We start from the raw sequence: 25,985 nt of genomic DNA, 5'->3' as shown, positions 1-25,985 counted from the left end.
CCGGGCGGATGCCCGCACCGCGCGAAACCGCTGTCACTGTAGGAACCAGAGCCTCCGCTGTCGAGGCGACGCGAGATCGGATGGATACGACCGTCGTGACCAACTCGGTTTTCGGCCCCATGGCCACCGGCCTGCCCGAGGGCACCGACCTCGACGCCATCCGCGCTGACCTGGCAGGCGACCACGTCGCCGCACCGAGCGGCACCGACCAGCAGGAGCTGGCCGACCTGGTGGCGCAGGCGCGGGCCGACGGCATCGAGCTGAGCGTGGTGGTGGTGCCGGGCAACCCCTGGCACGATTCGCAGCTGCGCGACCTGGCGACCGAGGTGTCGAAGTTCGAGCACGGCACCGTCGCGGTCTTCAGCGACGACTGGATCGGCACCGACAGCGACAGCATCAGCCGGGTCCGGCTGGAGTGGGCCGAGGACACCGCCAAGTACAAGGGTGGCGACACCGCGGCGGCGGTCGGGGTCTTCACCCAGCGGCTGCAGGAGCCCGAGGGGATCTCCTGGTCCGTGCTGACCGGCGTGCTCATCGCGATCACCGTGCTGCTGGTCGGCGGGCTGGCCTGGCTCAAGGCGCGCAGGCGGGGGTCGGAGCACTCCGGGCCGCGCTGACCCGTTCCGTCGCGCCGAGCCGTCACCGCTCCCGGTGGCGGCTTTTTCGCGGCCTCCGGTCGCGGCTGTAGCTAACTTTCAGAACGTCCGGTTCGTTTTGGCCGGAACTTCTTGACGGGCATATGGCAAATAAGTAGCAACGACCGAATTACGCGGCTGTAGTTCGCTCGGAAAAGTTCCTTCGGTAACTCCTGCGACGTACGGTTCAACATGATGCGCCTGGGGAAATAGTGGTGGAAGGGCATGAAACCGACCCCCGTTCCCGGCGGGTCTGCTGTTGCTGCTGAGTGGTGGTGTTCCCGCGGGAGGTCCCGATGCGTACTAGTGGCAAACCGATGCAACGACGTCGACTACGGGTCGCTGTCGGATTGCTGATCGCCGCGGTGTTGCTGGTCGGTACCGGGCAGGCACTCGCGGTGCCACCGCCGCCGCCGAACCCCAGCGACCAGGACATCGCCAGGGCGGGCGCGCAGGTCGACTCCGGCGTCACCGAGGTGAGCGGGCTGGTGAACGAGGTCGCCGCCGCCGACCAGCAGCTGCAGGTGCTGGACGACGCCGTCGCCCGCACCCGCGAGGAGGTCAACAAGGCGCTGGTCGACCTGCAGAACGCCAGGGACGCCGCGGACGCCGCCGCCGCGCACGTGACCGAGACCGTGCAATCGCTCACCGCGGCGGGCGAGCAGGTGGAGCGGGCCCGCGGCGACTTCGACGACTTCGCCACCGAGGCCTACACCCGCCCCGGCGCCGGGGCGATGGTCAGCTACCTCTCCGCCGCCACCCCGGACGCCGCGCTGGACCGGGCCCAGGTGCTCGACCTGGTCTCCAAGCGGCAGCAGTCGGTGTTGGACGGGCTGCGGCGCGCCCAGCTCGACCAGGGCAACCGTAACGCCGAGGCCAGGGAGGCGAAGTCGATCGCCGACGCGGCCGCCGCCGACGCCGAGGTGAAGAAGGACGCGGCGCAGAACGCGGTGACCGCGGCGACCGCCGAGCTGGACCGCCAGACCGTGCAGCGGAACGTGCTCCAGCAGGCCCGCGACGCCGCCCAGGGCAGGCTCGACGCGGCGCGCAGCGCCGTCTCCGGGCTGCAGGACCAGCGCGCCGTCTGGATCGACTGGGACCGGCAGCGCCGCGCGGAGGAGGCGGCGATCCTCGCCGCGGCCGCGGCGGCCGCCGCCCGCGCCGCCGTCGACCAGGCCGCGCGCGACCGCGCCGCCACGCTCAACCAGGGCAGCAGGCCGCACACCCAGCTGGAGGCGACGCCGTCCAAGCCGTCCAAGCCCAAGAAGCCGAAGCCGTCCTCCCCGTCGGTGCACGGCTCGGCCGCGGTCGAGACCGTGGTGGACCGCGCCATGTCCCAGCTCGGCGTCACCTACGCCTGGGGCGGCGGCGACGAGGACGGCCCGACTCTCGGGATCAAGGACGGCGGCGTCGCCGACCAGCACGGCGACTACAAGAAGGTCGGCTTCGACTGCTCCGGGCTGATGCTCTACGCCTTCGCGGGCATCGGGGTGGCGCTGCCGCACTACAGTGGCTACCAGTACAACGCGGGTACCCGGGTCCCGGTCGAGCAGCGCCGCCGCGGCGACATGCTGTTCTGGGGCGCGGGCGGGAGTCAGCACGTCGCGCTCTACCTCGGTGACGGCACCATGATCGAAGCGCCGCAGTCCGGCGACGTCGTGAAGGTGTCGCCGGTCCGCACGAGCGGGATCATGCCGTACGCGGTCCGGATCGTCACCGGCTGAGGAGCCTCGCGCGCGCCGAAAGCGCACCGGTTGCGGCGGGGCGGCCCATTACCTGGAATAGTTGTGGCAGCACGCACAGGACCGAGGCGAAAGCGGGGATGTTGGTGACTTCGACGGATGGTGTGAGCGGGGCGGATCTGGCGAAGGAATCGCCTGCCCCCGGGAGCACCCTCGACCGCGACGTGCAGCTCCTCGAGAAGGCGATCTACGAGGTCAAGCGGGTCATCGTGGGCCAGGACCGGCTCGTGGAGCGGCTGCTGGTCGGCGTGCTCGCGCGCGGCCACGTGCTGCTGGAGGGTGTGCCGGGCATCGCCAAGACGCTCGCCGTCGAGACCTTCGCCACCGTGGTCGGCGGCTCCTTCTCCCGGGTGCAGTTCACCCCGGACCTGGTCCCCACCGACCTCGTCGGCACCAGGATCTACCGCCAGGGCCGCGAGGAGTTCGACACCGAGCTCGGCCCGGTGGTCGCGAACTTCGTGCTCGCCGACGAGATCAACCGCGCCCCGGCCAAGGTGCAGTCGGCGCTGCTCGAGGTGATGGCCGAGCGGCACGTCTCGATCGGCGGCAAGACCTACCCGATGCCCGATCCGTTCCTGGTCATGGCGACCCAGAACCCGATCGAGAGCGAGGGCGTCTACCCGTTGCCCGAGGCGCAGCGCGACCGCTTCCTCTTCAAGGTCGTGGTGGACTACCCCACGGTCGAGGAGGAGCGCGAGATCATCTACCGGATGGGCGTCACCCCGCCCACCGCGAACCGGATCCTCGACCCCGAGGGGCTGATCCGGCTGCAGAAGCTCGCCGCCAACACCTTCGTGCACCACGCGCTGGTCGACTACGTGGTCCGGGTGATCGCCGCGACCCGCAAGCCGCTGGAGTTCGGCATGCAGGACGTCGCGAGCTGGATCGCCTACGGCGCCTCGCCGCGCGCCAGCCTCGGCATCATCGCCGCCGCCCGCGCGGTGGCGCTCATCCGCGGCCGCGACTACGTGGTTCCGCAGGACGTGGTCGAGGTGATCCCGGACGTGCTGCGGCACCGCCTCGTGCTCTCCTACGACGCGCTCGCCGACGAGGTCTCGCCGGAGGACGTGATCCGCCGGGTGCTGCAGACCGTCGGGCTGCCGCAGGTGGCCCCGCAAGCCGTCACCGGGAGCAACGGGGCGGGCGCCCCGCCCGCCCCCGGCCAGCAGCAGCCGTACCCGCAGCAGCAGGGCGTGCCGCCGCAGCAGCATCCGCAGGGCGCGCCGGTCCCGCAGGCCGCCGGCAACAGTCAGCCGCAGTGACGGCGGCCTCCGAACCGGTTGCCCGCGTGCCGAATCCGACCCATGCCCCGCCGTCGTTCCGGGCCGGTGAGCTCACCGACCCGAAGCTGTCGGCGGCGCTGAAGACGCTCGAGCTGACCGTGCGGCGCAGGCTGGACGGCGTGCTGCACGGCGACCACCTCGGGCTCATCCCCGGCCCCGGCTCGGAGCCGGGGGAGGCCAGGATCTACCAGCCCGGCGACGACGTCAGGCAGATGGACTGGTCGGTCACCGCCCGCACCACGAACCCGCACGTCCGGCAGATGATCGCCGACCGCGAGCTGGAGACCTGGATCGTGGTCGACCTCTCGGCCAGCCTCGACTTCGGCACCGCGCTGTGCCAGAAGCGCGATCTCGCCATCGCCGCCGCGGCCGCCGTCACGCACCTGACCAGCGGGGGCGGCAACCGGATCGGCGCGGTCGTCGCCACCGGTGACCGGCTGGTGCGGATCCCCGCGCGCAGTGGCCGGGTGCACGCCCAGTCGCTGCTGCGCGGCATCGCCACCACCCCGCACGCCGCCGACGGCGTGCGCGGCGACCTGAAGGCGGGCATCGAGTCGCTGCGCAGGCCGCAGCGCAAGCGCGGCCTCGCGGTGATCATCAGCGACTTCCTCGGCGACATCGACTGGCAGCGCTCGCTGCGCGCCATCTCGGCGCGGCACGACCTGCTCGCCGTCGAGGTGCTCGACCCGCGCGACCTGACCCTGCCCGACGTCGGCGACGTGGTGCTGCACGACCCGGAGACCGGGCGCACCCGCGAATTCACCGTCACCGACACCCTGCGGGCCGACTACGCGGCCGCCGCGGAGCAGCACCGCATCCAGGTGGAGCAGGCGCTGCGCAGCTGCGGCGCGCCGGTGCTCGCCCTGCGTACCGACCGGGACTGGATCGCCGACGTGGTCCGGTTCGTGTCCACCCGGCGCCAGAGCTTCGGCGCCCCGACCGGCGGGGTGCCTCGGCAGTGAGCATTTCCCACTTCAACGCACCGATCTGGCTCGGATTCCTCGCGATCGTCGCGCTCATCGTGCTCGGCTACGTGCTGGTGCAGCGCGGCAGGCACAAGCAGATGCTGCGCTTCGGCAACATGGAGCTGCTGGAGAAGGTGGCGCCCGCGCGGCCGAGCCCGTTCCGGCACGCGCCGATCGCGCTCATGCTGGTCGGGTTGATCTTTTTGACCATCGCCGCGGCGGGGCCGACCAGCGTGCAGAAGGTGCCGCGGAACCGCGCCACCGTCATGATCGTCATGGACGTCTCGCTCTCCATGGAGGCCACCGACGTCGCGCCGAACCGCCTGCAGGTGGCGCAGAAGGCGGGCAAGGACTTCGTCGACGGGCTGCCGGAGGGGCTGAACATCGGCTTCGTCAGCTTCGCGGGCACCGCGTCGGTGATGGTCTCGCCGACCACGAACCACGAGGCGGTCAAGGCCTCCATCGACAATGTGAAGCTCGCCGAGCGCACCGCCACCGGCGAGGGCATCCTCACCGCGCTGCAAGCCATCGACACGCTGGCCTCGGTGCTCGGCGGGGCGCAGGAGCCGCCGCCCGCGCGGATCGTGCTCATGTCGGACGGCAAGCAGACCGTTCCCGACTTCAACGACCAGGACGACCCGCGGCACGAGTTCGTCGCGGCCCGGTTGGCCAAGACCAAGAACGTGCCGATCTCGACCATCTCCTTCGGCACCAAGTGGGGCGTCGTGCACATCCCGCGCCCCGAGGGCGGCACCGACGACGTCCGCGTCGAGGTGGACGACGACGCCATGCGCGAGATCGCCCGCCTCTCCGGCGGCGAGTTCTACACGGCATCCTCGCTGCAGGAGCTGACCTCGGTCTACGACACCCTGGAGGAGCAGATCGGCTACGAGCTCACCAGGGGCGACGCCAGCCGCCCGTGGCTGCTGCTCGGCATGCTGCTGGTCGCCGCGGGTGTGGTCACCGGGCTGCTGCGCCGCCAGCGGCTGCCGTAGGTCCGTCGTTGTGGCGTCTCACACGACGGCGGGCGTGCGCGGATGGCGGTCCGACAAACCTGGTGGCCTCGTCGTGGGGGCGGGATTCGAGCGGGTAGGTTGATCGGCATGTCGAACACCACATCCCGCTCGGTCCTGGTGACCGGAGGAAACCGCGGCATCGGGCTCGCGGTCGCCCAGCGTCTGCTCGCCGACGGTCACAAGGTCGCGGTGACGCATCGTGGTTCGGGGGTGCCCGACGGGCTGTTCGGGGTGAAGTGCGATGTCACCGACAGCGCGTCGGTGGATGCCGCGTTCACCGAGGTGGAGCAGCACCAGGGTCCGGTCGAGGTACTGGTCGCCAATGCAGGCATCACCGACGACACGCTGCTCATGCGGATGGACGAGGAGCAGTTCACCCGGGTGCTCGACGCCAACCTCACCGGCGCCTTCCGGGTGGCCAAGCGGGCGAACCGCGCCATGCTGCGGGCGCGCTGGGGCCGGATGATCTTCCTCGGCTCGGTCGTCGGCCTCGGCGGCGGCCCCGGCCAGATCAACTACGCCGCCTCCAAGGCGGGCGTGGTCGGCATGGCCCGCTCGATCACCCGCGAACTCGGCTCGCGCAGCATCACCGCGAACGTCGTCGCGCCCGGCTTCATCGAGACCGACATGACCGCCGAGCTCGGCGACGACCTGCGCGACACCGCGAAGAAGTTCATCCCGCTGCAGCGGCTCGGCAAGCCGGAGGACGTCGCCAATGTGGTGAGCTTCCTGGCGTCCGAGGACTCGGCCTACGTCTCCGGTGCGATCATCCCGGTCGACGGCGGCATGGGCATGGGTCACTGACACCCGCTTTCCGACACCTTCACGAACCTCAGGAGAACCGAGAACCCATGGGCGGACTGCTCGAAGGCAAGACCATCCTGATCACCGGGATCATCACCGACGCGTCCATCGCGTTCCGCGCCGCCGCCATCGCGCAGGAGCAGGACGCCACGGTGCTGATCACCGGGATCCCGGAGCGGCTGCGGCTGATCGACCGGATCGCCAAGCGGCTGCCCAAGGAGGTCCCGCCCGCGATCGGCCTCGACATCACCAACGAGGACGACCTGAACGCGCTGGCGGGCAAGGTCAGCGAGCTGGCCCCGCAGGGGCTGGACGGCGTGCTGCACTCCATCGCCTTCGCCCCGCGCACCCTGATGGGCCCGGAGGCCAAGCCGTTCCTGGAGGGCCCCGGCCCGGACGCGGCCAAGGCCTTCGAGATCTCCGCGTGGAGCTATGCCTCGCTGGCCCGCGCGGTGCTCCCAGTGCTGAACGAGGGCGCCTCGCTGGTCGGCATGGACTTCGACCCGCGCACCGCCATGCCGTACTACAACTGGATGGGCGTGGCCAAGGCGGCGCTGGAGTCGGTGAACCGGTACGTGGCGCGCGAGGTCGGCGAGGCCAAGCGGGCCCGCTCCAACCTGGTCGCCGCGGGCCCGATCAAGACGCTGGCCGCCAAGGCCATCGCGGGCACCGCGACCGACGACGCGGCCAAGCTGAACCAGCTCAACGAGTACTGGGACGGCGCCTCGCCGATCGGCTGGAACGTGGACGACCCGACCGCGGTGGGCAAGTCCATCGTGGCGCTGCTCTCCGACTGGCTGCCCGCCACCACCGGCTCCATCGTGTACGTGGACGGCGGTGCCAGCCACAACACCTGGTTCCCGGAGAGCTTCAACTGACCCACCCCGAGGAGGCTCCCGTGGCCGCACAGGCCGACGCGCTACTGCTGCTGTCGTTCGGCGGCCCGGAGCGCCCCGAGGACGTGATGCCGTTCCTGGAGAACGTGACCAGGGGCCGCAACGTCCCGCACGAGCGGCTGCTCGCGGTCGCCGAGCACTACCACCACTTCGGCGGCCGGTCGCCGATCAACGACCTCAACCTGGCGATCATCGCCGCGGTGGAGGCGGAGCTCGCGGCCGCCGGGCTGGAGCTGCCGGTGTACTTCGGCAACCGGAACTGGCACCCCATGATCGAGGACACCGTCGCGCGGATGGCGGCCGACGGGGTGCGCTCGGCGCTGGTCTTCCCGACCTCGGCGTGGGGCGGGTACTCCGGCTGCCTGCAGTACCACGAGGACATCGCGCGGGCCCGCGCCGCGGTCGGCGATGCCGCGCCGCGGCTGGTGAAGCTGCGGCAGTACTTCGACCACCCGCTGCTGATCGAGGCGTTCGCGGACGCCGTCCGCGCCGCGCTCGCCGAGCTGCCCGCCGACCGGCGGGACCGGGCGCGGCTGGTCTTCACCGCGCACTCGGTGCCGGTCTCCGCGGACGGCACCGCAGGGCCGCCCGCGCTCGGCGGGCAGCTGTACTCCCGCCAGGTCGCCGAGGCGGCCCGGCTCTGCGCCGAGGCGGTCGGGTTCGGCGACTTCGACGTGGTGTGGCAGTCCCGCTCCGGCCCGCCGCAGATCCCGTGGCTGGAGCCGGACATCGTCGACCACCTGGACGCGCTGAGCGGCAAGGGAATCGACGCCGTCGTGGTCTGCCCGGTCGGCTTCGTCTCCGACCACCTCGAGGTCATCTGGGACCTGGACAACGAGGCCGAGGAGCGCGCCCGCGAGCTCGGCATGGCCTTCGCCCGCGCGGGCACCCCCGGCGCCGACCCGCGCTTCGCGCAGCTCGTCCGCGAGCTGATCGCCGAGCACCTCGACGCCGCCCCCGCCCGCAAGCTCGGCGCCGTTCCCGGCTTCGGCTCCACCCCCGACGGCGCCCCCTGCGCCGTCGGCTGCTGCGCACCCCCGCGCCGCCCCGCCGCTTCCTGACCGAAAAGGAGCGGCGCAGGCCGCGGGGCGTGTGGGAGCGTGGGCCGATGGCCCCCACCGAGACGCAGTTCCGACGGCTGGCGCAGTCGTCACCCTGGCGCTGGCGCAGCGCCGGCTTCACCTGGCGGACCGTGGACTCCGAGCCGTTCCGCCGCGCCCGCGTCGTGCGCCCGGACACCGTGCGGATCGAGCACGCCGACGGCACCGTGTGCCACGAACACCGGGCCGCCCGCCCCTTCGACGGCTCGATGCAGCAGAAAGGCGACGGCCCGTGGGAGCCGGTGCCCGGCGTATGGCCCGCCGACATCGTCCCCGAGTTCGACGCGGACGGCCTGGTCGCCAACCGGCCCGCCGACTTCGACATCGATTTCGGCCACGGCACCTACTTCGAGAACTACCACTGGGTCGCCATGCTCGACCCGGCCGAGTTCGCCGGCCCCGTCGAGCTCACCGACCTCGCCGAGGTCGAGCACGCCGGCCGCCCGGCCTGGCAGGCGACCGCGCTCCCACTCGCCGACTACGACCCCCGCTGCCCCTGCTGCCCGCTGCTGCGCGGCCACTTCGAGGACGAGAACTGGGTCGTCGACGAGGGCCCTGCCACGATCCGGCTCGATGTCGCGACGGGCATCTGCGTCTCCGTCACGTACGGGCCGGGGCGGCTCGATCTCGAGGTGCGGATCGCGGAGAGCGCGTGAAAAGAGTTGTGGCCCCGGAGGATATCCTCCGGGGCCACCGTGGTAGCGGGGACAGGATTTGAACCTGCGGCCTCTGGGTTATGAGCCCAGCGAGCTACCGAGCTGCTCCACCCCGCGTCGCATCCCCTACGTTACACACCGCCCGCCGAGAAGCGAAATCGCCTGCATACGGCACGATGCTGGCATGCTGCCGGAAATCCTGAACGGCGCGGGCATCGCCGTCTTCGCCGCCTCTGGCGCCCTGGTCGGGGTGCGCAAGGACCTCGACCTGTGGGGCATCGTCACGGTCGGCGTGCTGACCGGCGTCGGCGGCGGCATCCTGCGCGACGTGCTGCTCGGGCGGGTACCGCCGACCGCGGTGCAGGACTGGGTGCCGATCGGCATCGCCTCGGCCGCCGCGCTGGCGGTGTTCTTCTTCCACCCCGCCTTCACCGCGCTGCGGCGGACCGTCCTGGTGCTCGATGCCATCGGGATGGGGCTGTTCGCCGCGACCGGCGCGTCGATCGCGCTCGACCTGCACGGCAGCGCGTCGGCGGCCGCGCTGGTCGGGCTGCTCACCGCGGTGGGCGGCGGCATCCTGCGGGACGTGCTGGTCCGCGAGATCCCGCTGCTGCTGCAGCCGTCGGACCTCTACGCCGTCCCCGCCGTGCTCGGCGCGGCGATCGTCGCGCTCGGCGGCACCTACACCGATGTCGCCCAGTCGGTGTGGCTGGTCATCGGCGCGGTGGCCGCGACCGGCCTGCGCCTGCTCGGCCTGCTCTTCGGCTGGCGGCTCCCGACAGCGCCCCGGCCCCGGCTGCCGGGCTGAGCCCGGATCAGGCGGAGCGGGCGGCCGCGGCGTGCACGGCGACCAGCCGGGCGGCGCGGATGGCGTCCCAGAGCGGGCGCAGCAGCGTCTCCTGGGCGCCCATCGAGCCCGCCGAGGTGGGCCGGGACGCCGGTTCCCGCTGCGCCACCGTGAGAATGGCGGCGACGTGGTCGGCGGTGTCCAGAATCCGCTTGGCGCGCAGCGGAATCGAATCCGGGTAGCCGTGCCTGGAGTAGTCGGCGAGCTCGGCCTCGATCAGCTCGCGCGGGTCGCCGGCGCCGCCGCCCATGGCGGTGGTGTGCAGCTGCTGCAGCGCGTCGGCGGCGTCCCGCACCGCCTCGCGCATGGCGTACTCCGCCTCGCCGAGCGACATGTCCTGGCCGTACTCCGGCTGCACCGGCGCGCTGTACACGGTCCACTGCAGCGTGCCCTCGTCGGTCCAGTGCGGGATCAGCCCGGTGCCGTCACCGCCGGGCACCCCGATCAGCAGCCCCTCCTCGGCCTCCACCGCGTCCGCGGCGAAGGCCGTCCCCGGCGGCAGTCCGCGCAGGTCACCGGGGACCGGGAGGACCAGCCGCATGCGCGCACCCGGCTCGGCCATCGCCTCCCGGATCACCTTGAGCAGCGCCATGATCCCGGCTCCCGCGTTGCCGTGCGCGGACCAGGGCAGGTCGGTCCGGCCGCCGGTCACCGGGTCGCCCGCCGCGATGGTGTGCGTCGGCGACCAGGCCTGCAGCGCCTCCAGGACGTCGTCGGGCGCGCTGCAGCCGGCCAGCCAGGAGCCGGCCCACACCGTCAGCGTGGCACTCGGGGAGCACATGACATTCGAGCATAGAGGCTGTCCGCGAGCGGCGGGCGACGTCGACGGCGTCGCCCGCGCAACCGGAACCCCCGCGCTCACTCCGGGTCGGTGACGAAGTCGATCAACCGCTCGACCGCGCCGATCAGCGGCGATTCCAGGTCGCGGAAGCTGTGCACCCCGGCCTGGACGCGGCGCCAGCCGTCCTGTGGCGAACCCCACCGCAACCGGGTGCAGATGCCGGTCTTCCAGTCCTCGCCGCGCGGCACGGACGGCCACGCCGGGATACCGAGCGCGGCGGGCTTGACCGCCTGCCAGACATCGACGTACGGGTGCCCGGTGACCAGCACGTACGGCCCGAGCCCCTGGGTCAGCCGGTCCTCCTTGGAGCCGGTGACCAGGTGGTCGACGAGCACCCCGACCTTCCGGCCGGGACCCGGCTCGAACTCGGCGAGCCGGGCGCCCAGGTTGTCCAGCCCCGCCAGGTGCTCCACCACCACGCCCTCGACCCGCAGGTCGTGCCCCCAGACCCGCTCCACCAGCGCCGCGTCGTGCACGCCCTCGACCCAGATCCGGCTGCCCCGCGCCACCCTGGCGCGCAGCCCGTCCACCCGGGTGGAGCCGGAGGCCGAGCGGGTGGGCGCCGCGGGCGCCGCCGCGGCGGGGCGCACCAGCGTGACCGGCTCGCCGTCGAGCAGGAACGCCGCCTCGCGCAGCGCGAACAGCCGGACCGCGCCGCGCCGGTCCTCCAGCTTCACGAACTCGCCGTCGTAGCTGCGGTCGAAACCGACCACGGCGCCGCAGAATCCGCTCGCCGCGTCCTCCACCACCAGATCGCGCTCGGCGGTGACCTCGGGCACCGCGCGCCGCTGCTTCCTCGCGTGTCCGGAGAAGATGTCGCCGCCGTAGATGTCGCGCCCGCTCACGGTTCTCGAAACTACCCGCCGGTGCGGCCGTTCCGGCCGCGCCGCGCGCTACCGCCCGGAACGTCGGTCCCGGCGGCTAGAGTTGGGGCGTGGCCGCAATCGTCTGGCTGGTCGCGGGAATCCTGCTCGCGGCGGCCGAGATCTTCACCGGGGAGCTGACCCTGCTCACGCTGGGGCTGGCCGCGCTCGGCACCGCGGGGGTGAGCGCGGCGTTCGACACCTCGCTGGTCGCCGACGCGCTGATCTTCGCCGCGATCACGCTGGTGCTCTTCGTCGGCGTGCGCCCGGTGCTGCGGCGCAGGTTCGGCACGCCGCCGCCGATCGCCACCAATGTGGACGCGCTGCCCGGCAAGACGGCGCTGGTGTGGCAGCGGGTGGCCGAGCACGCCGGACAGGTCAAGATCGACGGCGAGGTGTGGACCGCGCGCCCGCTGAACCCGGACGAAACCTACGAAGAGGGTACGAGCGTGTACGTGATGAAGATCGACGGCGCGACGGCCGTCGTCTGGAAGGGGCCGTGATGGCTGTACTGATCGTCGCCGCCGTTCTCGTCCTGCTGGTCGTCGTGGTGGTGTTCAAGTCGATCGCGCTGGTGCCGCAGGCCGAGGCCGCGGTCATCGAGCGGCTCGGCCGCTACTCGCGCACCGTCTCCGGCCAGCTGACCTTCCTGGTCCCGTTCGCCGACCGGGTGCGCGCCAAGGTGGATCTGCGCGAGCGGGTGGTCTCCTTCCCGCCGCAGCCGGTGATCACCCAGGACAACCTGACGCTGCAGATCGACTCGGTGGTGTACTTCCAGGTCACCAGTCCGCAGGCGGCGGTCTACGAGATCAGCAACTACATCGCCGCGGTCGAGCAGCTCACCGTCACCACGCTGCGCAACGTGGTCGGCGGCATGACCCTGGAGGAGACGCTGACCTCCCGCGACGAGATCAACAGCCAGCTCCGCGGGGTGCTCGACGAGGCCACCGGCCGCTGGGGCCTCCGGGTCGCGCGGGTGGAGCTCAAGGCCATCGACCCGCCGCCGTCGATCCAGGAGTCGATGGAGAAGCAGATGAAGGCGGATCGCGAGAAGCGGGCGATGATCCTCACCGCTGAGGGCACGCGGGAATCCCAGATCAAGACCGCCGAGGGGCAGAAGCAGGCGCAGATCCTGGCCGCCGAGGGCGGCAAGCAGTCCGCCATCCTGACCGCCGAGGGCGAGCGGCAGAGCCGCATCCTGCGCGCCCAGGGCGAGCGCGCCGCCGCCTACCTGCAGGCGCAGGGCCAGGCGAAGGCGATCGAGAAGGTGTTCGCCGCGATCAAGTCCGGCAAGCCGACCCCGGAGCTGCTCGCCTACCAGTACATGCAGACGCTGCCGCTGGTCGCCAAGGGCGACGCGAACAAGGTGTGGCTGGTGCCGAGCGATTTCGGCAAGGCGCTGGAGGGCTTCGCGCGCAACTTCGGCAGCAAGGGCGAGGACGGCGTCTTCCGCTACGAGCCGCCCGCGGGCGACACCGCGCAGAGCCGCCCCGAGGACGGCGACGACGAGGTGGCGGACTGGTTCGACACCGCGCCGGACCCGGCCATCGCGCAGGCGGTGCGCGCCGCCGAGGAGACCGCGCGCACCCCGGTGGACACCTCCCCGCCGACCGGTACCACCCGGCACCAGGGATCGCCGCACCAGCCGGTGATCCCCGAGCCGGAGGCGCTGGACGCGCCGCCGCCGCCGCAGCAGCCCGCCGAGCAGCAGCAGCAGCGGCCGCCCGCGCACCGCGCGGACGACCCGCACGGCAAGCCGTGGCAGCCGCCGGGCACCTTCCAGTAGCGCACGGACCGAGCGGTTTCCCGCCGCCCGCAAATTTCCCGCCGGTGACGTGCGGGGGAACATCCGGCTGCGCGATTGACGAACGGGCACAGTGGGTTCTCTAATGGTCGGCGGCGCACGTCGCGCGTCCACCCCGGAGCACGTGCGCGGAAGTCGGGTGCGCTCCGGGAATCCTCGCTCACGACCGGAAGGGCCGTGCCATGACCGAGATCCACCCGACCGCCGAGCAGTGCCCGCGCGCCACCGTCCTCCGCGCGGCGGCCACGATCGCACCCGGAGGGTAGGCGCCGTGGCCGTCTCCGCCGTCTCACCCGCCCGCTTCGACACCGAGGTGCTGCAGAAGCACTGGATCCCGCTGCCCGCGGGCGACCACGACACCGCCGCCGTGCTCCGCGAACGCCTCGGCGTCGACTTCGCCGAGGCGGGCGAGCGGATCTGGGCCACCGAGGAGTTCCTCTACGTCCCGGTCCCACTGGACTACCTGCGCGCGGGCCGGGTCGAGCACGGCAGCGTGGTCTTCGCGCTCGGCGGCGAGTTCCTGGTGACGCTGCAGCCGCGCGAGCACTTCCCGCCGTTCGACGCCGCCATCGTCGAGATGCGCAGGCGCGCCGAGCTGACCGCCTCCCCGCACGGCGTCATGTACACGCTGCTCTGGGCCATGAACGACGCCGCCGAGCAGGTCGTCGACCACGGCGGCGCCCTGGTCGACGCGCTGCGCGACGACATCGACGGCCCCGGCGGGGTGCACTACGGCCGGGAGATCGCCCCGACCGCGGTCCGCGAGCTGATGACCAGGATCGGCGCCGCCGAGGACACGCTCTCCCGGGCCCGCCGCGCCCAGGTGCGGCTGGCCCGCGCCTGCAGGCACCTGCGCGCCGAGGCCACCGGGCGCGGCGCGGCGCTGCGGCCGCTGCTGGACGACCTGCTCGACGATGTCGACGGGGTCGCGCAGAAGGCCGGGTTCGAGCACGACCGGGTCGGCTACCTGCAGCAGTCGCTGCGCACCAGGCTCGATGCCGAGCACACCCGGATCGTCAAGGCGTCGGCGGTGCTCTCCGCGGTGCTGCTGCCGCCCATCCTGATCGCCGCGCTCTACGGCATCGACGCGGGCTGGATGCCGGAGCTCTCCTGGGAGCACGTGGTGCTCGCGACGGTGCCGCTGACCATGCTCGCGGTCGCCGTCGCGCTCGCCGTCGTGGCGCGCCGCAGCCGCTGATCGAGCCGCTCAGGCGGGTGCGCTGGTCGGGGATGGCGGTCGCGGTAATGCGCGGCGAGGTTGTGCGGTGGGGCACGGAGCCGGTGGCGGTGCGCGGGTGCGGCGGCGGCCGCGAACACGCCGCGCGGCGGGAGTTTCCGGCGTGGCGGCGCGGGAATCGGTGCATCCTGGACGGGATGTGATCGGTCGGCCGACGGGGGTGGTGCGCGGTGGCGCAGGAATTCGGACCCGATGAACTACCGGAGCCGGCGGACGCGGGGGAGCCGGTGCCGGACGCCTACTCGCGCGCGGTCGGCGCCGTCGCCGACACCGTGCTGCCCGCCGTCGCCGGTGTCGCCACCCGGCGCTCGGCGGGGTCGGCGGTGGTCTGCACCGACGACGGCCACCTGCTCACCAGCGCGCACCTGATCGGCCCGGCCGAGCACGCCGACGTGCGGTTCGCCGACGGCACCGTCACCGTCGCCGACGTGACCGGCAGCGACCCGCTCAGCGACCTCGCGGTGCTGCGGGCCCGCGGCGGCGGCCCCGCCCCCGCCCGGCTCGGCGACGCCGACACCCTCACGCTCGGCAGGCTGGTGGTGGCGCTGGCCGACCCGGCCGGGCCCGGCGGCGCGGTGAGCGCGGGCGTGGTCGGCGCCGTCGACCGCGCGATCCCGGTGCTCTCCCGGCGGGCCGGGCGGCTGGTGGAGCAGGTGCTGCACACCGACGTGCGCTGCGAACCGCACGCCGCGGGCGGGCCGCTCGCCGACTCCGCGGGCCGGGTGGTCGGGGTGCTCACCGGGGTCGCGGGCATCGGCGGGCTCGCGGTGCCGATCGGCGCGGTCGCGCGGCGGGTGCTCGGCACCCTGCTGGCCGAGGGCCGGGTCCGCCGCGCCTACCTTGGCCTCGTGGTCGCCGCCGCCCCGGTGCCGCCGGAGCTGCGGCCGGTGGCCGGGCAGGCGGTCGGGGCCAGGGTCACCGCGGTGATCCGCGGCGGTCCGGCCGACCGGGCAGGCATCCAGCGCGGCGACCTGCTGCTGCGCGCGGGCGAGGCGGCGCTGACCGGGGCGCGGGACCTGCAGCGGCTGCTCTTCGCCGAGGCGATCGAGGCTCCGCTCCCGGTGACGCTGCTGCGCGCGCAGGCGCCGATGACCGTCGAGGCGACCCCGCCGGAGTGGCTGCCCGGCTGATCGGATCGGGTTGACCCGAAAGGTTTCCGGCCTCGGTGGCCGGTGCCAAGCTGGTCCCCATCGCGATCCCGGCGGATCGAACTCCGTGCGCGCCTGGGGTCGCCGTCCGACGCGGGAAGGCGGAACGATGGCTCGTAACGAGGACCTGTGGCCGGGCAGGCTCGGCGGGACCGAGCGGACCCGCGCGTGACCGCGGTCGCGGGGCGCGGAGCCGGGGTGTACGAGTCGGTCGACGCCGCCATCGGCGGCACCCCGCTGGTCCGGCTGAACCGGGTCACCGAAGGCTGCACCGCCGGCGTCTACGTCAAGCTCGAGTACCTGAACCCCGGCGGCAGCGTGAAGGACCGGGCCGCGCTCGGCATGATCGACGCCGCCGAGGCATCCGGCGCGCTCCGCCCTGGCGGCACCGTGGTCGAGGCGACCTCGGGCAATACCGGCATCGGGCTGGTCGCCATCGCGGCCGCGCGCGGCTACCCGACCATCGTGGTCGTCCCCGACAAGACCAGTCGGGAGAAGGTGGCGCTGCTGCGCGCCTACGGCGCCGAGGTGCACGTGACCGCGGGCGGCCGCCCGGTCGGGCATCCCGAGCACGTCCGCAGCATCGCGCTGAAGCTCGCCGAGCAGACCCCCGGCGCCTGGTTCGCGGGCCAGTACGACAACCCGGCCAACCCGGAGGCGCACCGCGCCACCACCGGCCCGGAGATCTGGGCGCAGACCGGGGGCCGGGTCACGCACTACGTCGCCGGGGTCGGCACCGGCGGCACCATCACCGGCGCGGGCGAGTACCTGCGCGAGATCTCCGCGGGGCGGGTGACGGTGATCGGCGCCGACCCGGCCACCTCGGTCTACGGCGGCGGCGACGGCCGCGCCTGGTACGTGGAGTCGGTGGGGCACTTCCTGCACCCCGACACCGAGGAGGACCTCTGGCCGGAGTCCTACCACCCGGAGGTCGTCGCCCGCATCGAGAGCGTCGGCGACGTCGAGGCGATCTCGCTGCTGCACCGGCTCGCCCGCGAGGAGGGGCTGCTGCTCGGCGGCTCCTCCGGCACCGCCGTCGCGGCCGCGCTGCGGGTCGCCCGCGACCTCGGCCCCGAGGACGTGGTGGTGGTGATCGCGCCGGACTCCGGGCGGGCCTACCTGTCCAAGTACTACGACGACGACTGGCTCGGCCGCTTCGGGTTCCCGCTGGTGCGGCCGCTCGCCGAGCCGTCGGTGGCGGACCGGGCCGACGTGTCCGGGGCGGCGCCGGTGATCGGCGCCAAGGCGACGGTGGGGGAGGCGCGGGCACTGCTCGGCGCGCACCCGGTGCTGCCGGTGGTGCTGCACCGGACCACGCCGGGCGACCCGGTCGCCGCCGAGGTGCAGGGCAGCCTGCGGGCCGTCGCGCTCGCGGGTCTCGACGACGCGGAACCCGTTGCCGCGCACCTGGAGGCGCCGCTGCCGCTGCTCGGCAGCACCGAACCCGCCGCCGCGGCGCTGGAGCGCGCGGGCGACGGCCCGGTGCTGCTGGTGCACGAGGGTAGGGCCGTGGCGCTGCTCGGCACGGCCGAACTGGCGCGGTTGCGCGAACTCTAGGCGCCCGCGGTCCCGGGCCGTCCCTACCGGCCCTGCCCCGCGATCCCGAAGAGCAGCGCGTCGATCCCGGCCCGGAACGCCGCATCGGCGTCGAACCCGCTTCCGGGCGCGGGCGCGCCCGCGAAGAGCGCGGTGAGGTGCGGATAATCGCCCCGGGCCACCATGGCCGGCAGCGCGGCCGGATCCTGCCCGGCCGCGACCGCGCCCGCGCTCTCCTGCGCCGCGAAGGTGCTGATCCACCCGGTGAGCTGCGCGATCCCGACCATGACGGTGGTCCGGTCCAGCCCGGCCGGGCCGAGCGCGCCGACCAGGTGGTCGAGGTAGCGCAGCGAGTTCGGGCCGAGCGCCGACGGGCTCACCCGCTGCACCCACGGATGCCTGCGGTGCAGCGCCCTCGCCTCCTCGGCGACCGCCAGAACGTCCGCGCGCACATCGCCGGTGAGCGGCGCCAGCTCGTACTCGGCCGCCACGTGGTCGACCATGAGCGCGAACAGGTCGTCCTTGCCGTCGACGTAGCGGTACAGCGAGGCGGCCGCGGTGCCGAGCCGCTCCGCCACCCGGCGCATGGCCACCGCCGCCAGCCCGGACTCGTCGGCGATCCGCACGCAGGCGGCGGCGATGTCGTCCAGGGTGTGCGCGGGCCTCGGCCCCGGCCGCACCTGCTCGGCCCGCAGCCACGGTGAGTTCGCGGAAGACATCGGACCAGAATGCCTCGAGCCGATAATTGCGAACCCTGTACGCGGTCGGGTAGCGTGAACTGCGAACGTTGTTCCCAATCGAGGGGTCGTGGTGTCCGTCATCGAAACCGAAGCGCTCCGTAAGCAGTACGGGGCCCGCGCCGTCGTCGACGGCATCGATCTGCGGGTGCCGGAGGGCACCGTGCACGCGCTGCTCGGGCCGAACGGCTCCGGCAAGACCACCACCGTGCGCATGCTCGCCACCCTGCTGCGCCCCTCCGGCGGCCGCGCCAGGGTGCTCGGCTACGACACGGTGACCGCGGCGCGGGCGGTCCGGCGGCGGATCGGGCTGGTCGGGCAGTTCCACGCCGTCGATCCGATGGCCACCGGACGGCAGAACCTGGTGATGGTCGCCCGGCTCAACGGCCTCGCGCTACCCGCGGCCCGCCGCCGCGCCGACGACCTGCTCACCCGCTTCGACCTCGCCGCGGCCGCGGACCGCTTGGTGCGCACCTACTCCGGTGGCATGCGCCGCCGCCTCGACATCCTGGCGGGCACCGTGGTCCGCCCCGCGGTGCTCTTCCTGGACGAGCCGACCACCGGGCTCGACCCGCACAGCCGCGACGACATCCACCGCTACCTCGCCGAGGCGGTCGCCGCGGGCACCACCGTGCTGCTCACCACCCAGTACCTGGACGAGGCCGAGCGGCTGGCCGACGCCGTCACCATCCTGGACGCCGGGCGCATCGTCGCCGCGGGCACACCCGCGGAGATCGTGCGGACCGTCGGCGTCCGGATGGAGGTCGCCGTCCCGGACGGCCAGCGGGCGGGCGCCGCGGCGGTCATGGCGCGGCTCGGCGGAAACCCGGTGCAGGACAGCGATTCGGCCTACACCTTCGGCGCCGACGCCCCCGCCCTGCCCACCGTGGTCCGCGCCCTGGACGCCGCCGGGGTCGAGGTGCGCGACATCGGCACCCGCACCGGCACCCTGGACGACGCCTTCCTGGCGCTCACCGCGCGGCGGTCCGCGTGACCGCCCCCGAACGCACCACCCCGGCGGGCACCGCGATCCGGGTGCTGGTCCTGCGCGTCCTCACGAACCACCGCAACAACCCCGCGCTCCCGGCCATCACCCTGGCCGCCCCCGCGGGCATGATGCTGCTCTTCGGCTTCGTCTTCGGCGGCGCGCTCGCGGGCGGGCAGGACGTCGTCGCCTACCGCTCCTACCTGACGCCAGGCATCCTGGTGCTGGTCGCCGCCACCGGGGTGGTGGCGACGGCCGTCACCGCCGCCGCCGACCTGCGCAGCGGGCTCACCGACCGGATCCGCGCCCTGCCGCTCGCGCCGGTCGCCGCCCCGGCCGGGATCGCGGCGGCGGAGACGCTGATCGGGGTCGCCGCGCTCGGCGTCATGGGCGGCGTCGGGTTCCTCTCCGGCTGGCGGATCACGGCGGGGCCGGGAGAGGTCGCGCTCGCGGTTCTGCTGCTCGTCGGGTTCCGGTTCGCGCTGGCCTGGCTCGGCGTCGCGCTCGGCGCCACGATCCGGGACGAGCAGGTGCTGCAGCAGACGGCGCCGCTCATCTTCGGCGCCATCATGTTCTCCAACATCTTCGTGCCGACCGCCACCATGCCTTCGGTGCTCGCGGCGATCGCGGAGTGGAACCCGGTGAGCGCGGTGGTGGCGGCGCTGCGGCTGCTGCTCGCCGACGCGGCCCCGGCCGCCGACGCGAGTTGGCCGCTGCGGCACCCGGTCGCGGCGAGCGTGCTCTGGATCGCCGCGCTGCTCAGCCTCGCGGTTCCGGTAGCGGTGCGGCGGTACTCGGGAGCGAGCCCGCGCTGACCGGGTCGCTCTCTGCCGCCGCCACGTCGGGTTCGGCGGGCTGCCAGCGGGTGTCCAGCACCAGCCCGGCGACCCCCATCAGCAGACACGCCACCGAGACCGCGATCATCTCCGGTGAGGTGCCGCTGACCAGCGCGTCCGCCAGGATCACGGTCGCGGCGGTGCCGGGCAGCGAGCCGAGCACCGTCGCCACCAGGTACGGGGTGAAGCGGATCGAGGAGAGCGCGCAGCAGTAGTTCACCACCGAGAACGGCGCGAACGAGATCATCCGCAGCGACCACACCGCCAGCCAGCCGCGCCTGCGCAGCCGCTCGTCCACCGCGCGCACCGCGGGGTGGGTGAGTCGCGCCGCCACCCGGCGCCCGTCCAGCCTGCGCACCAGCAGCAGCGCGAGCGCGGCGCTCACCGTGGTGGCGGCCAGCGCGACGGTGAGGCCGAGCCCGACCCCGAAGAGCACCCCGCAGCTCACCGTGAGCACCGTCCGCGGCACCGGCGCGACGGTGACCAGCGCGTAGACCACGAAGAAGACCAGCGGGAAGACCGGCCCCACCGAGTCCGCCCACTCCTGCACCCTGGCCGGGCCGGGCAGCGGCGCGAGCACCGCCGCCGCGCACACCACGAGCACCGCGGCGAGCAGCGCCAGGGCGCGGGGGGAGCGGATGAGCCGGATCACCCCGGCGAGGTTACCGGTTGGTAGTGGCGGGCCTCGATCGGCGGCGGGAAGCGGGCCGCTAGCATCGAATCGACGACAGACGAATCCTCGTTAACCGGAGTGCGCGCTGACCTGGGCGAACACACGGTTCGGGGCGGTGCACGCGCGGTGCCGTTCCGGCGAGGGGAGAGAAAAGAGCAGCGATGCCGATTGCTTCAGATCCGGCCACCGAGCCGGTGCCGGAGTACGCCGCGTGGCGCAAGGGTGTGGCGGGGGTGCTGGCGAAGGCGCGCAAGGTCGACGCCGCCGAGCTGCCGGACGAGCCGGAGACGCTGCTGACCGAGACCACCTACGACGGTCTCGCGGTCGCCCCGCTCTACACCCGGCGCGACGAGCGTCCGGAACCGCCACTGCCGGGGACGTTTCCGTTCGTCCGCGGCGCCGACGCCCACCGCGACGTGCACCGCGGCTGGTTCGTCTCGGGCCGCGTCACCGACACCGACCCCGCCGCGGCCAACCGCCGGATCCTGGCCGGGCTGGAGAACGGGCTCTCCGCGCTCTGGCTCGGCGTCGGCGAGCGCGGCGTGCCGGTGGCCGAGCTCGGCGCCGCGCTGAACGGCCTGCTCTTCGACCTCGCCCCGATCACCCTGGACGCGGGCACCGAGGTCGCTGCCGCCGCCGAGGCGATCTTCGCGGCGCTGGACGGGTACCGGGCGGCCGACCGCGCGGCAATCCGGGTCGCGCTGGCCGCCTCCCCGCTCACCGACGAGTTCGCCGGGATCGCCGGGGTCACGCTGGACGACGCCGTCGCGCTGGCCCGCACCGCCGCCGCCCGCACCGAGACCGTGCGCGCGATCACCGTGGACGGCACCGCCTTCCACGACGCGGGCGCCTCGGAGGCGCAGGAGCTCGGCGCCGCTGTCGCCGCCGGGCTGGAGTACCTGCGCGCGCTCACCGCCGCGGGCACCGACATCGCGGAGGCGCTGGGGCAGCTGGAGTTCCGGCTCGCCGCCACCGACGACCAGTTCGCCACCATCGCCAAGTTCCGCGCCGGGCGCACGCTCTGGGCCAGGGTCGCGCACGTCTGCGGCGCCCCCGCCTTCGGCGGCGCCCCGCAGCACGCGGTCACCTCCGCGGCCATGATGGCCAAGCGCGACCCCTGGGTGAACCTGCTGCGCACCACGCTCGCCGCCTTCGGCGCCGGCGTCGGCGGCGCCGACACCGTGACGGTCCTGCCCTTCGATTCCGCGCTGCCCGCGGGCGAACTCGGCGTCTCGCAGAACTTCGCCGACCGGATGGCGCGCAACACCCAGCTGCTGCTGCTCGAGGAGTCGCACCTGGGCCACGTGCACGATCCGGGCGCGGGCTCCTGGTACATCGAGGACCACACCGCGCAGCTGGCCGAGGCCGCCTGGGAGTTCATGCGCGAGATCGAGGCCGCGGGCGGGTACCGGGCGGCGCTGGCGAGCGGGCTGCTCGCCGAGCGGATCGGCGCGACCAGGGCCGCCCGCGACGCCGATGTCGCGCACCGCCGCTTCGCCGTCACCGGCGTGAACGAATTCCCGAACCTGGCCGAGGCCGCGCTCTCCGAGCAGGCCCGCGAGCCGGGCCGGGTGGCCCGCTACGGCGCCGCCTTCGAGGCGCTGCGCGACCGCTCGGACGTGTACCTGGCCGCCAACGGCGCCAGGCCGCAGGCGCTGCTGGTGCCGCTGGGCAAGGTCGCCGAGCACAACGTTCGGGTGACCTTCATCGCGAACCTGCTGGCCTCCGGCGGGATCGAGTCGGTGAACCCGGGCCCGCTCGAGGTCGACGGCATCGCCGCGGCCGCGCAGGAGTCCGGCGCGCCGATCGCGGTGCTCTGCGGCTCGGACACGCGCTACGCCGAGCAGGCGGGCGACGCGGTGCGGGCGCTCAAGTCGGCCGGTGTCGAGACGGTGCTGCTGGCCGGTGCGGCGAAAGCCGTTGCCGGGGTGGCGGATCAACCCGACGGCTACCTGGCCGCGAAGATCGATGCGGTGGCGGCGCTGTCCGGCCTGCTGGAGAAGGTGGGAGCATGACGACCGGTGAGATCGAGCACGTGATCGGCAGCTTCGCCGACGTGCCGCTGCACGAGCACGCCCCGGAACCGGCCGCCGTCGGCCCGGACGCGGTCTCGCAGTTCGTGGCCGAGGCCGCGGCCGCCACCAACTACGCGCCCGAGCAGCTGACCTGGGCCACCCCCGAGGGCATCGACGTGCCGCCGGTCTTCACCAAGGCCGACCGGGACGCCGTCGCCGCCGAGGGGTACCCGCTGGACAGCGTGCCGGGCGTGCAGCCCTTCCTGCGCGGCCCGTACCCGACCATGTACGTGAACCAGCCGTGGACCATCCGGCAGTACGCCGGCTTCTCCACCGCCGCCGACTCCAACGCCTTCTACCGCCGCAACCTGCAGGCGGGCCAGAAGGGGCTCTCGGTCGCCTTCGACCTGGCCACGCACCGCGGCTACGACTCCGACCACCCGCGGGTGCAGGGCGACGTCGGCATGGCGGGCGTGGCGATCGACTCCATCCTGGACATGCGGCAGCTCTTCGACCACATCCCGCTGGACCAGGTCTCGGTCTCGATGACCATGAACGGCGCGGTGCTGCCGATCCTGGCGCTCTACGTGGTCGCCGCCGAGGAGCAGGGCGTCGCCCCCGAGCAGCTGGCCGGAACCATTCAGAACGACATTCTGAAGGAGTTCATGGTCCGCAACACCTACATCTACCCGCCCAAGCCCTCGATGCGGATCATCTCCGACATCTTCGCCTACACCAGCGCGAAGATGCCGAAGTTCAACTCGATCTCCATCTCCGGCTACCACATCCAGGAGGCCGGGGCCACCGCCGACCTGGAGCTCGCCTACACCCTCGCCGACGGCGTGGAGTACATCCGGGCCGGCATCGCCGCGGGCATGGAGGTCGACAAGTTCGCACCCCGGCTCTCCTTCTTCTGGGCCATCGGCATGAACTTCTTCATGGAGGTCGCCAAGCTGCGCGCCGGGCGGCTGCTCTGGAGCGAGCTGGTCGCCAAGTTCGAGCCGAAGAGCGCGAAATCGCTGTCCCTGCGCACCCACTCGCAGACCTCCGGCTGGTCGCTCACCGCGCAGGACGCCTACAACAACGTCGCGCGCACCTGCATCGAGGCCATGGCCGCCACCCAGGGCCACACCCAGTCGCTGCACACCAACGCGCTCGACGAGGCGCTGGCGCTGCCCACCGACTTCTCCGCCCGGATCGCCCGCAACACCCAGCTGCTGATCCAGCAGGAGTCCAACACCACCCGCCCGATCGACCCGTGGGGCGGCTCGTACTACGTCGAGTGGCTCACCCACCAGCTCGCGAACCGCGCCCGCGCGCACATCGCCGAGGTGGAGGCGCACGGCGGCATGGCCCAGGCCATCGGCGAGGGCATCCCGAAGCTGCGCATCGAGGAGGCCGCCGCCCGCACCCAGGCCCGCATCGACACCGGCCAGCAGCCGGTGATCGGCGTGAACAAGTACCAGGTCGAAGAGGACCAGCAGGTCGAGGTCCTCAAGGTGGAGAACTCCCGGGTGCGCGCCGAGCAGCTGGAGAAGCTGCGCTCGCTGCGCGCCGAGCGTGATTCCGACGCCGTCGAGCGGGCCCTTGCCGAACTCACCCGCGCCGCCGCCTCGTCCGAGGGCGGTATGGAGAACAACCTGCTGGCGCTGGCGATCGACGCCGCGCGCGCCAAGGCCACCGTCGGCGAGATCTCCGACGCGCTGGAGAAGGTGTACGGCAGGCACCAGGCCGAGATCCGCACGCTCTCCGGGGTGTACCGCGACGAAGCCGGAAAGGTCACCAACATCAGCAGCGCGATCGAGCTGGTCGAGGAGTTCGCGGAGGCCGAGGGCCGCCGCCCGCGCATCCTCGTCGCCAAGATGGGCCAGGACGGGCACGACCGCGGCCAGAAGGTGATCGCCACCGCCTTCGCCGACCTCGGCTTCGACGTCGACGTGGGCCCGCTCTTCCAGACCCCGGAAGAGGTGGCGCGCCAGGCGGCCGACAACGACGTGCACGTGGTCGGGGTCTCCTCGCTGGCGGCAGGCCACCTCACGCTGGTGCCCGCGCTGCGGCAGGCACTGGCCGATGTCGGCCGCCCCGACATCATGGTCATCGTCGGCGGCGTCATCCCGCCCGGTGACTTCGACGAGCTCTACGAGGCCGGCGCCGCCGCGATCTTCCCGCCCGGCACCGTCATCGCGGATGCCGCGATCGACCTGCTGCGCAAGCTCGCCGCCGCGCTCGGCCACGAACTCGGCGGTGGCGCCGCGGAATGAGCAAGCGCGTCATCGATGTCGACGCACTGGCCAGCGCGGTCCGCTCCGGTGAGCGGGCCGCGCTGGCGCGCGCCATCACCCTGGTCGAATCCACCCGCTCCGACCACCGGGACAGGGCGCAGGAGCTGCTGCTCCGGCTGACCCCCGAGGGTGAGGTCGCGGCCTCCAACCGGGTCGGCATCACCGGTGTGCCCGGCGTCGGCAAGTCGACCTTCATCGACGCGCTCGGCATGGACCTCATCCGCAAGGGCCACAAGGTCGCGGTATTGGCCGTCGACCCGTCGTCGACCCGGACCGGCGGCTCCATCCTCGGCGACAAGACCCGCATGGCGCGGCTCTCCCTAGAGGCCGACGCCTTCATCCGGCCGTCGCCCACCGCGGGCACGCTCGGCGGCGTCGCCAAGGCGACCCGCGAGACCATCGTGCTGTTGGAGGCCGCCGGGTACGACGTGATCCTGGTCGAGACCGTCGGCGTCGGCCAGTCCGAGGTGACCGTCGCCAACATGGTCGACGTCTTCTGCTTCCTCACCCTGGCCCGCACCGGTGACCAGCTGCAGGGCATCAAGAAGGGCGTGCTCGAACTCGCCGACCTGGTCGCGGTGAACAAGGCCGACGGCAAGCACGAAATCGAGGCCAAGGCCGCCGCCCGCGAACTCTCCGGGGCACTACGTCTGATCCACCCGCACGACGCGCTCTGGAAGCCGCCGGTGCTCACCATGAGCGGACTGGAAGGGCTTGGCCTCGACAAGTTCTGGGACACGGTTCTCGACCACCGCCGGGTGCTCACCGACGCGGGGGAGTTCGCCGAAAAGCGGCGGCGTCAGCAGGTCGACTGGACCTGGACCATGGTGCACGACCAGCTGCTGCGCCGGCTGGCCGAGAATCCGTCGGTCAAGGCGGTGCGGGGCGACGTCGAGAAGCAGGTCCGCGAGGGGACGCTGACCGCCGCGCTCGCCGCCGAGCAGCTCGTCCGGGCCTTCGACGGGGCGTAGCCGGTACGCAGCTACGCCCCAGTTCTCCGCATCGAACTCGATGCAGCACTGCTCGTGCCGCGGCGTCGTGGGATGTACCTCCACCAGTAGCTGTCCGAATGGTGTTCACCCCG

The 25,985-nt window shown here is 73.1% G+C and carries 24 protein-coding genes and 1 tRNA gene; 20 read left to right on the top strand and 5 right to left on the bottom strand.

What is annotated here, in order from left to right:
- Window positions 1-95 precede the first annotated feature (95 nt).
- From ACFUUZ_RS19605 to ACFUUZ_RS19565, 9 genes are all read left to right on the top strand, one after another.
- The gene (locus tag ACFUUZ_RS19605) at window positions 96-617 is read left to right on the top strand and encodes a DUF6676 family protein (RefSeq protein WP_378698106.1); all 522 of its coding nucleotides are present in this window, start codon (window positions 96-98) and stop codon (window positions 615-617) included.
- A 335-nt stretch (window positions 618-952) separates the two neighbouring features.
- Window positions 953-2,359: an NlpC/P60 family protein gene (locus tag ACFUUZ_RS19600; protein WP_378698104.1), complete on the top strand. Its 1,407-nt coding sequence runs from the start codon at window positions 953-955 to the stop codon at window positions 2,357-2,359.
- A 98-nt stretch (window positions 2,360-2,457) separates the two neighbouring features.
- The gene (locus tag ACFUUZ_RS19595) at window positions 2,458-3,639 is read left to right on the top strand and encodes an AAA family ATPase (RefSeq protein WP_378698101.1); all 1,182 of its coding nucleotides are present in this window, start codon (window positions 2,458-2,460) and stop codon (window positions 3,637-3,639) included.
- A gap of 26 nt (window positions 3,640-3,665) precedes the next feature.
- A complete protein-coding gene (locus tag ACFUUZ_RS19590) occupies window positions 3,666-4,622 on the top strand; it encodes a DUF58 domain-containing protein (protein WP_378698099.1) in 957 nt (318 codons plus the stop codon).
- Window positions 4,619-5,620, top strand: coding sequence for a VWA domain-containing protein (locus ACFUUZ_RS19585; protein ID WP_378698097.1), 1,002 nt, complete (start codon window positions 4,619-4,621; stop codon window positions 5,618-5,620). Before ACFUUZ_RS19590 ends, ACFUUZ_RS19585 begins: the two co-directional genes overlap by 4 nt.
- Window positions 5,621-5,728: 108 nt before the next feature.
- The gene (fabG1, locus tag ACFUUZ_RS19580; protein WP_067649735.1) at window positions 5,729-6,445 is read left to right on the top strand and encodes a 3-oxoacyl-ACP reductase FabG1; all 717 of its coding nucleotides are present in this window, start codon (window positions 5,729-5,731) and stop codon (window positions 6,443-6,445) included.
- Between the two features lie 47 nt (window positions 6,446-6,492).
- Window positions 6,493-7,323: an NADH-dependent enoyl-ACP reductase InhA gene (gene inhA / locus ACFUUZ_RS19575; protein WP_378698095.1), complete on the top strand. Its 831-nt coding sequence runs from the start codon at window positions 6,493-6,495 to the stop codon at window positions 7,321-7,323.
- Between the two features lie 20 nt (window positions 7,324-7,343).
- Window positions 7,344-8,402 carry a ferrochelatase gene (locus ACFUUZ_RS19570; RefSeq protein ID WP_378698093.1) on the top strand — a complete coding sequence of 353 codons (1,059 nt, stop codon included), beginning with the start codon at window positions 7,344-7,346 and terminating at the stop codon, window positions 8,400-8,402.
- Between the two features lie 47 nt (window positions 8,403-8,449).
- Complete coding sequence (locus tag ACFUUZ_RS19565; RefSeq protein WP_378698091.1) at window positions 8,450-9,097, top strand: hypothetical protein; 648 nt, start codon at window positions 8,450-8,452, stop codon at window positions 9,095-9,097.
- Window positions 9,098-9,137: 40 nt separating this feature from the next.
- On the opposite strand, the gene ACFUUZ_RS19560 is transcribed toward ACFUUZ_RS19565, so the two are convergent.
- Window positions 9,138-9,214, bottom strand: a tRNA-Met gene (locus ACFUUZ_RS19560).
- Between the two features lie 67 nt (window positions 9,215-9,281).
- On the opposite strand from ACFUUZ_RS19560, the gene ACFUUZ_RS19555 reads away from it, so the two are divergent.
- Window positions 9,282-9,905, top strand: a complete 624-nt coding sequence (locus ACFUUZ_RS19555) for a trimeric intracellular cation channel family protein (protein WP_378698088.1) — start codon at window positions 9,282-9,284, stop codon at window positions 9,903-9,905.
- A 7-nt stretch (window positions 9,906-9,912) separates the two neighbouring features.
- Here the strand turns inward: ACFUUZ_RS19555 and ACFUUZ_RS19550 are convergent, their stop codons facing one another.
- Both ACFUUZ_RS19550 and ACFUUZ_RS19545 read right to left on the bottom strand, forming a co-directional pair.
- Entirely contained in the window at window positions 9,913-10,725 is an 813-nt protein-coding gene (locus tag ACFUUZ_RS19550) for a hypothetical protein (RefSeq protein WP_378698086.1), read from the bottom strand.
- 77 nt (window positions 10,726-10,802) lie between these two features.
- Window positions 10,803-11,630 carry a DUF3097 domain-containing protein gene (locus tag ACFUUZ_RS19545; RefSeq protein WP_378698083.1) on the bottom strand — a complete coding sequence of 276 codons (828 nt, stop codon included), beginning with the start codon at window positions 11,628-11,630 and terminating at the stop codon, window positions 10,803-10,805.
- A gap of 89 nt (window positions 11,631-11,719) precedes the next feature.
- Here ACFUUZ_RS19545 and ACFUUZ_RS19540 point away from each other — a divergent pair, with 89 nt between their 5' ends.
- The 5 genes from ACFUUZ_RS19540 (at window position 11,720) to ACFUUZ_RS19520 (ending at window position 17,394) form a co-directional block, all read left to right on the top strand.
- Window positions 11,720-12,151: an NfeD family protein gene (locus ACFUUZ_RS19540; protein ID WP_378698081.1), complete on the top strand. Its 432-nt coding sequence runs from the start codon at window positions 11,720-11,722 to the stop codon at window positions 12,149-12,151.
- Complete coding sequence (locus ACFUUZ_RS19535) at window positions 12,151-13,434, top strand: SPFH domain-containing protein (protein ID WP_378698079.1); 1,284 nt, start codon at window positions 12,151-12,153, stop codon at window positions 13,432-13,434. The genes ACFUUZ_RS19540 and ACFUUZ_RS19535 overlap by 1 nt, the downstream gene beginning before the upstream one ends.
- A gap of 289 nt (window positions 13,435-13,723) precedes the next feature.
- Window positions 13,724-14,650 (top strand): CorA family divalent cation transporter, encoded by a 927-nt coding sequence (locus ACFUUZ_RS19530; RefSeq protein WP_378698077.1) that lies wholly within the window; start codon window positions 13,724-13,726, stop codon window positions 14,648-14,650.
- 209 nt (window positions 14,651-14,859) lie between these two features.
- The gene (locus ACFUUZ_RS19525; protein WP_378698075.1) at window positions 14,860-15,819 is read left to right on the top strand and encodes a S1C family serine protease; all 960 of its coding nucleotides are present in this window, start codon (window positions 14,860-14,862) and stop codon (window positions 15,817-15,819) included.
- 186 nt (window positions 15,820-16,005) lie between these two features.
- Window positions 16,006-17,394 (top strand): PLP-dependent cysteine synthase family protein, encoded by a 1,389-nt coding sequence (locus ACFUUZ_RS19520; RefSeq protein ID WP_378698073.1) that lies wholly within the window; start codon window positions 16,006-16,008, stop codon window positions 17,392-17,394.
- A gap of 23 nt (window positions 17,395-17,417) precedes the next feature.
- Here the strand turns inward: ACFUUZ_RS19520 and ACFUUZ_RS19515 are convergent, their stop codons facing one another.
- Window positions 17,418-18,092 (bottom strand): TetR/AcrR family transcriptional regulator, encoded by a 675-nt coding sequence (locus tag ACFUUZ_RS19515; RefSeq protein ID WP_378698071.1) that lies wholly within the window; start codon window positions 18,090-18,092, stop codon window positions 17,418-17,420.
- A 91-nt stretch (window positions 18,093-18,183) separates the two neighbouring features.
- Between ACFUUZ_RS19515 and ACFUUZ_RS19510 the strand changes: the two genes are divergently transcribed.
- Window positions 18,184-19,104, top strand: a complete 921-nt coding sequence (locus tag ACFUUZ_RS19510) for an ATP-binding cassette domain-containing protein (RefSeq protein WP_378698069.1) — start codon at window positions 18,184-18,186, stop codon at window positions 19,102-19,104.
- Window positions 19,101-19,910: an ABC transporter permease gene (locus ACFUUZ_RS19505; RefSeq protein WP_378698067.1), complete on the top strand. Its 810-nt coding sequence runs from the start codon at window positions 19,101-19,103 to the stop codon at window positions 19,908-19,910. Before ACFUUZ_RS19510 ends, ACFUUZ_RS19505 begins: the two co-directional genes overlap by 4 nt.
- On the opposite strand, the gene ACFUUZ_RS19500 is transcribed toward ACFUUZ_RS19505, so the two are convergent.
- Complete coding sequence (locus ACFUUZ_RS19500; protein ID WP_378698065.1) at window positions 19,855-20,583, bottom strand: TVP38/TMEM64 family protein; 729 nt, start codon at window positions 20,581-20,583, stop codon at window positions 19,855-19,857. The genes ACFUUZ_RS19505 and ACFUUZ_RS19500 overlap by 56 nt on opposite strands.
- A 182-nt stretch (window positions 20,584-20,765) precedes the next feature.
- Between ACFUUZ_RS19500 and ACFUUZ_RS19495 the strand changes: the two genes are divergently transcribed.
- The 3 genes from ACFUUZ_RS19495 to meaB are packed head-to-tail and all read left to right on the top strand — an operon-like array spanning window position 20,766 to window position 25,872.
- Window positions 20,766-22,619 carry a methylmalonyl-CoA mutase family protein gene (locus tag ACFUUZ_RS19495; protein ID WP_378698063.1) on the top strand — a complete coding sequence of 618 codons (1,854 nt, stop codon included), beginning with the start codon at window positions 20,766-20,768 and terminating at the stop codon, window positions 22,617-22,619.
- Complete coding sequence (gene scpA, locus ACFUUZ_RS19490) at window positions 22,616-24,880, top strand: methylmalonyl-CoA mutase (RefSeq protein ID WP_378698061.1); 2,265 nt, start codon at window positions 22,616-22,618, stop codon at window positions 24,878-24,880. Before ACFUUZ_RS19495 ends, scpA begins: the two co-directional genes overlap by 4 nt.
- Entirely contained in the window at window positions 24,877-25,872 is a 996-nt protein-coding gene (gene meaB, locus ACFUUZ_RS19485; protein WP_378698059.1) for a methylmalonyl Co-A mutase-associated GTPase MeaB, read from the top strand. The genes scpA and meaB overlap by 4 nt, the downstream gene beginning before the upstream one ends.
- The last annotated feature ends 113 nt before the right edge of the window (window positions 25,873-25,985 follow it).

The sequence above is a fragment of the Nocardia sp. NPDC057353 genome, assembly GCF_042667085.1.
In the GTDB taxonomy this organism is placed as follows: Bacteria; Actinomycetota; Actinomycetes; order Mycobacteriales; family Mycobacteriaceae; genus Nocardia.
The sequence above is the reverse complement of the archived record's forward strand: the minus strand, read 5'-3'. Positions and strand labels throughout refer to the sequence as shown.

Coding starts and splice junctions, on each gene's coding strand:
- ACFUUZ_RS19600 (WP_378698104.1), top strand. CDS start 953: ATGCAACGACGTCGACTACGGGTCGCTGTCGGATTGCTGATCGCCGCG.
- ACFUUZ_RS19595 (WP_378698101.1), top strand. CDS start 2,458: ATGTTGGTGACTTCGACGGATGGTGTGAGCGGGGCGGATCTGGCGAAG.
- fabG1 (WP_067649735.1), top strand. CDS start 5,729: ATGTCGAACACCACATCCCGCTCGGTCCTGGTGACCGGAGGAAACCGC.
- inhA (WP_378698095.1), top strand. CDS start 6,493: ATGGGCGGACTGCTCGAAGGCAAGACCATCCTGATCACCGGGATCATC.
- ACFUUZ_RS19565 (WP_378698091.1), top strand. CDS start 8,450: ATGGCCCCCACCGAGACGCAGTTCCGACGGCTGGCGCAGTCGTCACCC.
- ACFUUZ_RS19555 (WP_378698088.1), top strand. CDS start 9,282: ATGCTGCCGGAAATCCTGAACGGCGCGGGCATCGCCGTCTTCGCCGCC.
- ACFUUZ_RS19550 (WP_378698086.1), bottom strand. CDS start 10,725: ATGTGCTCCCCGAGTGCCACGCTGACGGTGTGGGCCGGCTCCTGGCTG.
- ACFUUZ_RS19535 (WP_378698079.1), top strand. CDS start 12,151: ATGGCTGTACTGATCGTCGCCGCCGTTCTCGTCCTGCTGGTCGTCGTG.
- ACFUUZ_RS19515 (WP_378698071.1), bottom strand. CDS start 18,092: ATGTCTTCCGCGAACTCACCGTGGCTGCGGGCCGAGCAGGTGCGGCCG.
- ACFUUZ_RS19495 (WP_378698063.1), top strand. CDS start 20,766: ATGCCGATTGCTTCAGATCCGGCCACCGAGCCGGTGCCGGAGTACGCC.
- scpA (WP_378698061.1), top strand. CDS start 22,616: ATGACGACCGGTGAGATCGAGCACGTGATCGGCAGCTTCGCCGACGTG.
- meaB (WP_378698059.1), top strand. CDS start 24,877: ATGAGCAAGCGCGTCATCGATGTCGACGCACTGGCCAGCGCGGTCCGC.